Source organism: Vibrio sp. Y176 (assembly GCF_033438945.1).
On the sequence record NZ_JAWOQS010000028.1, the window covers coordinates 1 to 6,179 of the forward strand.

Annotated in this window: 6 protein-coding genes; all 6 read left to right on the plus strand. The window is 39.3% G+C overall.

From position 1 onward, the window contains the following. Positions 1-125 precede the first annotated feature (125 nt). The 6 genes from R7O13_RS23580 (at position 126) to R7O13_RS23605 (ending at position 6,105) form a co-directional block, all read left to right on the plus strand. Positions 126-620, plus strand: a complete 495-nt coding sequence (locus tag R7O13_RS23580) for a hypothetical protein (protein ID WP_318304786.1) — start codon at positions 126-128, stop codon at positions 618-620. Positions 621-767: 147 nt separating this feature from the next. Beyond that, positions 768-1,529 carry a putative phage abortive infection protein gene (locus tag R7O13_RS23585; RefSeq protein ID WP_318304787.1) on the plus strand — a complete coding sequence of 254 codons (762 nt, stop codon included), beginning with the start codon at positions 768-770 and terminating at the stop codon, positions 1,527-1,529. 113 nt (positions 1,530-1,642) lie between these two features. Next, positions 1,643-2,605: a hypothetical protein gene (locus R7O13_RS23590; RefSeq protein WP_315912824.1), complete on the plus strand. Its 963-nt coding sequence runs from the start codon at positions 1,643-1,645 to the stop codon at positions 2,603-2,605. A 702-nt stretch (positions 2,606-3,307) separates the two neighbouring features. Then, positions 3,308-4,096, plus strand: a complete 789-nt coding sequence (locus R7O13_RS23595; RefSeq protein ID WP_318304788.1) for an aminoglycoside phosphotransferase family protein — start codon at positions 3,308-3,310, stop codon at positions 4,094-4,096. A 242-nt stretch (positions 4,097-4,338) separates the two neighbouring features. Beyond that, complete coding sequence (locus tag R7O13_RS23600; protein ID WP_249335401.1) at positions 4,339-4,545, plus strand: hypothetical protein; 207 nt, start codon at positions 4,339-4,341, stop codon at positions 4,543-4,545. Positions 4,546-4,656: 111 nt separating this feature from the next. Continuing rightward, entirely contained in the window at positions 4,657-6,105 is a 1,449-nt protein-coding gene (locus R7O13_RS23605) for a PIN-like domain-containing protein (RefSeq protein ID WP_318304789.1), read from the plus strand. Positions 6,106-6,179 lie beyond the last annotated feature (74 nt).

The following is a 6,179-nucleotide window of genomic DNA, read 5'->3' on the forward strand; positions in this document are numbered from 1 at the left end:
TCAAGACGGATTCACAACGCTTGGCATTTTTAGTTTGAATCAGCTTAAGTGTTTACGGCACAATGTTTTAGGTTAGTCGCATGCGTTGCTCACCACTTAACGCGGCGTTATGTGCAGGAGGCACAATGATAGTTAGATATATAGCAATTTTCCTAATTGCTCTAAGTATCGGCGCATATGCAAGTTTTTATGTTATCACCGAGCAAGTAGAAGTATTTAGGAAAGCTGAGTACCAAAAGGGCTTAGAGAAAGGTTTACACGAATCCAGGTTAGTGATGGGCGAAGGCTCTGCACCTCTAGTCGAAAAGTCGAATCTATTAGCTCGCTATACAATGTGTGAACTCGATGGTGTTGAATCAGATGCACTCGCTACAGTTTTAGTATTGGACTCTTTGCAGTTAGGAATATTGACTAAACAAACTCATGAACTTATTGCAGACACCTTACAAACAACACTAAGCCTTTATACCAAACTAGATGGCAAATATTCTGAGCAGGGTGTACTGAACCAAATGTTAGTTCAGTATTGTGAAGCTAATTTGCAGTTCTTTGGTGACTGTTCAAAAATACAGAACTTAGCAGAAAAAGACCTAAGTAAACACAGTCCAAAATGCACATAACAAAGCATTTAAGAGTGACTCACAACGCTTGGCGATCTCAGTTTAAATTTGGTTTTAGTGTATAAGGTGCATGGCTTGGTTTAGGTGTTAAGCGTTGTTCGCACCTTAATGCGGCGTTAGGCTTCTAAGTAAATTCATAGGAATAAAATGGAAAAAACAGACAAAATAGCTCTCGTTGTGTTTATTGGAGTAATTTTAATCTTTTCGGCTTATGCCGGACTTTTGGTCTTTTTTACATGGCCCGTCAATGAGTTCTCGATCGATAAGTCGGGCGTTTTTGGGGATAGCTTTGGTGCACTAACATCAATTTTTTCCGGGTTAGCATTTGCCGGAGTTATTTGGACCATTATCTCTCAAAGAGAAGAGTTAAAAATAACGAGAAATGAACTAAAAAATCAAGGTTTTGAAAATGCATTTTTTCATATGCTTAAGCTTCAAAATCAACTTATTGGTGAAATCGACCTCATCAACTCCAAAGGGGTTAGGACTACGGGGCGTGACTGCTTTGTTACCTTTTGGCGACGTTTTTGCTCTTCGTATGACTATGTAGTGACAACTAGCGATTGTGACCAAGAAAAAGAAAGGCTCAACAAGTCTTTTGCGAATTTTTGGGAAAATGATGGGCATGAGTTAGCTCACTATTTCCGGTTTCTATATAACATATTTAAGTTTATTGATGAGAGCGGTATCGAAGATAAGCCATTTTACTCACGCTTAGTGAGAGCGCAGTTGTCGGATCAGGAACTATTGCTCATTTATTATAATAGTTTTGGCCCATATGGGACAAAGTTTAGGTTCTATATTGAAAAGTTTCAGCTTATGGACAATTTGCAAAAGGCATTTCTTCTGAATGAGTCTCATGTTTCCTTAATTAGTGATAGTGTAAAATTTTGTGAGCCAGAAGCCTAACAAAGCATTTAAGAGTGATTCGCAACGCTTGGCAGTTTCGCTTCGCTCAAGTATAGCCAAGCGTCGCTCACACCTTAATGCGGCGTTATGTTTACCCTGATATGCAGTAGTTTTTGGAAAATATGATTAATAATAAAGATATTCTTAACAAAATGGGCTTTCTCATAGCTTTACTTGCGCTTTTAGTTACAAGTTACGGGGTGTGGGAGCAAGTTCGAGATAAATACCCTGAAGTGACAGTGTCGCTCTTGAGTGAAGATAAGGTCACTGATCTTGCAAATATCAAAGGATTGGTTGCTACGTATTCATTTAACGGAGAAGCGATACAAGACCTTTGGAAAATTCAAGTCAGATTTCAAAATACCGGAGATAAAACCATAATCGGTAGCGGATCAAAAAGTGACCTAATCAAAGATTCTCTTGATTTTTCATTTCCGAAAGGATTTCGTGTTATCGATCTAAATGAACTTGATGACTCAGTTAGGGCACAAGTTAAGCCTAGTGATGACCACTCATTTAATATACGGTTTGAGCAATGGCGCAGCGAAGAGCATATTGATATAGAGTTATTTTTAGAGCAAATGGATCATTCGTTGAAATCTCCAAAGATCTCACTTGCCTCAAGGAGTTTGATAGACGGTAACTTCATTTTATCTATGGATAATCCTTTAGCTGTGGTAAAGCGAAAGTCACTACTTAATTTGCCCACACCGATTGTCGAATGGTCTTCGACATTTGTTTTTATTTTAAAATTGGCTATGTTTGGTCTTCTTTTATATGTCGTAACGCTTGGCCTCAAAGAGAGCCTTTCTTACTACAATTGGAAAAAGCGATACAAACAAGATTTTGATAAGCATATTGACTACCTCTTTTCGAATTATGATGAAGAAAAGTTTAGTGATATTAGTCAAAACTATAAAGATGATCCCTGTAAAGCTCCTAAATGGGTTTGGGATGATTTTTCTGGTGAAAAGGTCGCAGGCATTGTTTTATTTCCCACAACTAAGTCAACGATAGTATTTTTCATTGTTTCATGGCTTTTCGTGATTGCATCCTTAGTTTCCACTTTAGGGTAAACATAACAAACTGTTTAAGAGGGATTCGCAACGCGTGGCATTTTTACTATGCGTTGGTTTAAGTGATTAAGGTGGTATGCGGCGGCTATAGTATTGCGTTGCTCACACCTTAACAGGGCGTTAGCACTGGGTTGGCATCAAAGGCTAAAAGTTTTTGTTTTTATTGGTTTCTTTTCCTCGCTTTACACCTGATTAAATGTGCCTTTCAGGTTCGCTCCGGTGGCACTAGATGTGAAGTTTTCGCTTTAATTTCACCGTTTACTGTTTCTAACTTTCAGGCTATTTCTCTGGTGTGGTTTCTTTGGCGCTGAGAAAATTTCGGCAAAAGTTAGTTTCTCTGAAACTGCTGTTAAAGTCCGAAGCTCGAATCCTTTGTTAATTTGAAAATGGTGAAAAAGGGCAGTTTTGCATATTTTTTCTATCCAACTCGTATCTTGAAGTTAGCTTTTGGTTTTATAGTTGTCCGTTTTGCTTCAGTGTCTCAAATCATATGTTTCGTGCTATATTTCAATGTCTTGGCGTGTGCCAATGGGTTAAAGGGCAGCGTGCTAACAAACAGTTCAAGTGGGATTCAGCACGTGTGGCATTTTTGGTATGCGGTGGTTTTCGGTGTTGAAGTGCTATGCGGTGACTTGGTTATTGCGTGCTTCACCCCTTAACTGGGCGTTATAAGCACTTAGCAAGTCATACATAAGGATATCAATGGAAGAACTTCAAGGTGGGCGAGAAGGTCAAATTTTTCGCTCTGAAAATAGAGTTTACCGACCTCGTGGCAAGTGGTCTGAAACAGTACATCATTTACTCTCATATATTGCCAAAAATGGATTTCGTGCGTCTCCTAAGCCTTTCGGCTTTGATGACAAAGGTAACGAGATCCTATCTTTTGTCGATGGAGAAGTCTTTAATTACCCGCTTAAAGACAATATAGCTACGAAAGATGCCCTGATTTCAGCAGCTAGCTTGCTCCGTTCATATCATGATGCGTCCAGTTCGTTCTTGTCACACCACTCAAGCGAAACATTAGAATGGATGCTCCCCGCTCGCTCGCCAATCGAAGTTATCTGTCATGGTGACTATGCACCATATAACGTGTCTCTACACGGTTCAAAGGTGGTTGGTATCATTGACTTTGATACCGCTCACCCTGCACCTAGAGTTTGGGATGTTGCTTACGCGCTATATTGTTGGGCTCCATTTAAGACTCACAAGTGCGATGCTATGGGTGATTTAGTATCACAGTCATTGCGAGCCAAACAGTTCTGTGATGCCTACGGTTTACCCGAAATAGAGCGCCAGAGTGTAGTGCAAACAATGATAGATAGGGTTCAGGCTTTAGTTGACCATATGCACAGTGAAGCTCGTAATGGAAATCAAGCATTTATCGCCAATATTAATGATGGCCATCATCTCGCATATTTGGCAGATATAGAGTATCTGCAAAGTAACGGGCAGTACATTACAGAGGTTTTAGTGGGCAAAAAGTGCTTATAACAAAGCATTTAAGAGTGATTCGTAACGCTTGGCGTTTTTCATTCCCGCGTTGAGTTCAGTGTTTACGGTGGCATGGTCTGGTTTCGTGATTGCGTTACTCACACCTTAATGCGGCGTTAGTTGCCAACGAGCAAGACGTAGCTAAAGCCAGAATGTTTAAGGCTACGGTCAACGTGTTATTCCTCGGCTTTGTATTTCAGTTTTAAGCTTTTGGGGTTGTTAAAATCTCGCTTCGGTTATTTTTGTGGCTTGGGTTTGCTGTTGCAAAAACCGATTCATGTGTTGAAAGTGAGCTCTGTAACATTGTCTATTTAAAGGCGCTTGTTGGTGTTGTTAGTTCGTTTTCTACGGCGCTGTACATTCCAAGTGGTTTCAGTGACAGGCGCTTTGAAACTGCGCCTGATTTGAGTTTTTCAAAACACATAAAAATAGTGTTGGCAAAGCGGTAATTGACTTCAAACGAAAGCTTTAGGCTTGGCAACTAACAAAGCATTCAAGAGGGACAGTCAACGCGTGGCGAGTTTATTTTAAATCTTGGCATCTGTGTTTACGGTGGTAAATTGAAGTTTGATGGTAGCGCGTTGCTGCCCCTTAATGCGGCGTTACATGCTTTGGAGAAGTTGTTAAATATGAGAGAAAAATTTAAAGGGTATTATAGACTAGAAGGCGCAGAGTTTTCCGAATTATGGAAGAACTCAGTTTTTGTTTTTGACACGAATGTGCTACTAAATCTATATCGTTATCAATCATCAACAAGGGATGAGTTACTCAAAGTTCTCGAACGTTTAAAAGGTCGAGCTTGGATTCCGAACCATGTTGGCCTTGAATATCAAAGAAATAGATTGTCTGTTATAGCAGAGCAGCATAAACGCTATTCAGAGGTGAGGAGTATTGTCTCAAAATCTATTTCATCGATGCAAGGTGAGTTGGAAGGTTTGCAGTTAAAGAAGCGACATAGCCACATAGATCCTGATTTATTGGTCAATTCCATTTCACAGATAAAAGATAATTTTATCGAACAACTGGATGAGCTCGAGCAAAAAAGTATCAATGTTAACTCTACTGATAATATTCGAGAGAGATTAGAGCACCTTTTTGAAGGAAATGTTGGTGATGCATTTGAATCACAAGAGCAACTAGATGCTCTCTTTAAAGATGGAGATAAAAGGTATAGCAATGGTGTCCCACCAGGCTATAAAGACTCCAAGAAAGATAAAAATGAACTAGACTCCTTTTCGTATGGTGGTCTGATATATAAAAGAAAATATGGCGATTTGATCGTCTGGAAGCAAATAATTGAACATGCAAAGTCTTCGAACTTAAAAGACATCATCTTTGTTACGGATGATGCGAAATCGGACTGGTGGTGGAAAGTTGATAGCGGCGGCACCAAAACAATTGGAGCAAGACCAGAGTTAGTCGAAGAAATTTCGAGAGAAGCAAGTGTTGAAAGGTTCTATCTATACAGTACGGAAGGGTTCCTCAATTATGCCAATGAACAATTAAACGCACAAATTGCCGAACAAGCAATTGAAGAAGTAAGGGCTGTTACCTTTGAGCGTAAGACTAGAGTCATGGATCCTAGAAGCATTCGAAATTTTGGTGAGTCAACAGAAAGGTCAGTATATAAATGGCTAGATAGTCATTTTGAAAATATTGAGCATCAAATGAGAGGTTTTCCTGACTTTATCGCATATCAAGGTGATAAAAAATTCGGCTTCGAAGTTAGAGCTATTAAAGACTATAGAATGATGATGCATCGTTTGGATGAAGTAATTTACCGAGCTTACTATTCTTTAAACGAAGAAAATTACTACGAATTTGCAGTTATTGTTGTAGTTCTGGATGAAGCGTTAGTAGAAAAAGTAATTCATATGATTTCGCGCAGGTTCCCAGAGTTTGAAGGCAACTTAAAAGTAATAGTTGGCGTTGCTGAATTTGATGAAGATTCAGGAGAAGTATACGGCTTTAGGCCCTATGATGAAGTATCCTCATTTAGACGCATGTAACAAAGCATTTAAGAGTGATTCCCAACGCTTGGCATTTTTCATTCCATCGTTGGGTTTTGTGTTTACGGTGGTAT

Coding starts and splice junctions, on each gene's coding strand:
- R7O13_RS23580 (WP_318304786.1), top strand. CDS start 126: ATGATAGTTAGATATATAGCAATTTTCCTAATTGCTCTAAGTATCGGC.
- R7O13_RS23585 (WP_318304787.1), top strand. CDS start 768: ATGGAAAAAACAGACAAAATAGCTCTCGTTGTGTTTATTGGAGTAATT.
- R7O13_RS23595 (WP_318304788.1), top strand. CDS start 3,308: ATGGAAGAACTTCAAGGTGGGCGAGAAGGTCAAATTTTTCGCTCTGAA.